This window comes from Escherichia sp. E10V10, from assembly GCF_004211985.1.
Taxonomy (GTDB): Bacteria; Pseudomonadota; Gammaproteobacteria; order Enterobacterales; family Enterobacteriaceae; genus Escherichia.
In genome coordinates, this window is record NZ_RHJO01000011.1 from 1 (window position 1) to 2165 (window position 2165).

The window sequence follows — 2165 nt, forward strand, 5'->3', positions numbered from 1 at the left end:
ATCAGCGTCTGCGCCGTCGCCGCACCTGATGTGGGGTAAGAGAGTTCTCCTGCTTCGACAAACTTCAGGTCAAAGCGGACAATACGCCCTTCACTTTTCGATGTGCTGACCCGAACTTCCCCGTCAACACAGACTTTCAGCTCACCGTATGTCGGATGGACAAGCGTGCCGGGACCGGGTTTATTCAGTGCGTCAATCAGGCGATCGCGCTGGTCAAAGCAGTCATCTCCCACCACATAAGCCGTGATGGACGGGCGGAAAGTGACTTTTCCCAGATCTTCGGTATAGGGTTTGTCGCGGTTCGGGTATTCGTGCGTTTCCACACGGCGACCTGTTCCCGCACTTTCTTCTTCGACCTTAAACGGCACGCCGCGAAATGACGCGTCCTGAAGCCTGTCTTTCCACGTCATATATACTCCGAAAATTAAAAAGCCACCTATTAGAAGGTGGCCTTGTAATGAATTTTATTAATTAGCGAGTCAGAAACAATGAATCTTTATACTTTTGCTGTTGTTCATTTAAATACTTAGCTGTTTCATCGCTGGCAAATGGAAATATTACCGTATTTTTAGGCATGGTAATTTCTTTTTTGTCCAGCGTCAGAGTAAACATAGGAACATACTGAGCAGAGTAACGCACCGCAGAAACGAGCTCTAGTTTAGACTCTTCAACAACACTTAAATTATCCAGGCTAACTTTCTCTTCATCTTTTTTCTTTGACGCATTTAAAGTTTTTATTACTTTATTTAATTTCTCCTGAAAATCCTCCTTAAAGTTTTCAGGATTGCCGTCGACAACAAGAATCTGTTCACCCTGATTATCTGGAAAAATAATCTTTGCACTTATCAATTTATTTTCTTTATAAACATCACCAAGTTTTATGGCTCCTCCAGATAACTGAATAATATGTTCATCTTTAAAGGAGATGTTGCCAGAGATTATGAGAGATGAAAAAACAGCCGCTGCTCCAAGAATTACACTTGCTGTGATATAGCCTTTCATTTTTCGCCTATTAACATTTTTCTAAATGTGCATTAATTCTATCACTCTATTTATGACTTACAACCAGCAATACCTGTGAGGGGAATCCTGGCTACCAAAATCGGGTATAGCCAACATCGTGATTTATATCAATGCCACTGGAGCGTGTTTCCGTAACCCGCATACCTGATGGCATATTTATAAATGATACCTTGATCTCACCATCAACTTTTGGCGCGGTAGCTTTATTAATCATGAAAGGATTCGGGCCTGTGGCACCGGAGGCGTTGTTTGCCTGAGCCGGATCCACCTCCGGATAAGGAGTGTATCCCCGTGGCGGTATTCCCGTCCCATAAGCATCATAAGCACCCGCGCCCCACTGCGCCGAGTTAATGGCATCGACCGTGTCACCGGAACTGTCGGTAAACCACTCAATAATTGGCTTCAGCTTATCCCACATATCCTGAAACCACTTAACAACCGGTCCCCAGTTATTGATCACCATCCCCAGCGGCGACCAGGCAAAAACCTTCTTCAGAAGTTCCCAGCCAGCCTCAAAATAAGGACTAATGGTTTCCCAGAGCTTCTTGAAATAAGGTCCGACAACATCCCAGTTAGTGATAATTAATCCCGCAGCCAGGGCTATCGCCGTCGCAATCATGCCAATCGGCGTCATCGACATAATCCTGCTGACAATACTGATGGCACCGCCAACGCCCATCAATCCCAGTTTCAGAATCGCAAGACCGGCAGCAAGCCCGACGACGCCGCGAATAACCCGGGGATTTTCATCCGCAAACTTCGTGAATTTTTCCCCCAACTCCCCCAGCCATTGCGTGATATTTTTGGCGTCACCAGAAAATGCGCCGCCAATAGCCGCAAGGCCGTTAGTTGCGGTCCCCGTCATTGCCTCCCACAGGTTGGACAGCGTACCAAGCTGGGCCTGAACACGTTTATTCAGGCTGGCCTGTTTATTCATCTTCTGCTGGATCTGATCGTAGCCATCCTTTCCTTTATCGATTAGTGCATTGACCACCTGAAGGGTTTCGGCATCATCACCAAATATTGCCTTAAGTACACCTGTTCGCTTAACGTCGGTCAGTTTTCGCAGCTTTGCCAGTTGCCTGAACATGTTATCAAGACCGCCAAAACTCCCTTTGCCGTCAGTAAAATCGAGCTGTACC

3 protein-coding genes are annotated in these 2165 nt (G+C 46.3%); all 3 read right to left on the bottom strand.

Translation table 11 applies throughout. The annotated features are described in order from the left end of the window. A partial coding sequence (locus D9736_RS14975) for a DNA circularization N-terminal domain-containing protein (RefSeq protein WP_205712928.1) occupies positions 1 to 410 on the bottom strand: 410 nt, incomplete at its 3' end. A 61-nt stretch (positions 411 to 471) separates the two neighbouring features. Next, positions 472 to 1002 (bottom strand): hypothetical protein, encoded by a 531-nt coding sequence (locus tag D9736_RS14980; protein ID WP_000679482.1) that lies wholly within the window; start codon positions 1000 to 1002, stop codon positions 472 to 474. 91 nt (positions 1003 to 1093) lie between these two features. After that, a partial coding sequence (locus D9736_RS14985; RefSeq protein WP_130258623.1) for a phage tail tape measure protein occupies positions 1094 to 2165 on the bottom strand: 1072 nt, incomplete at its 5' end.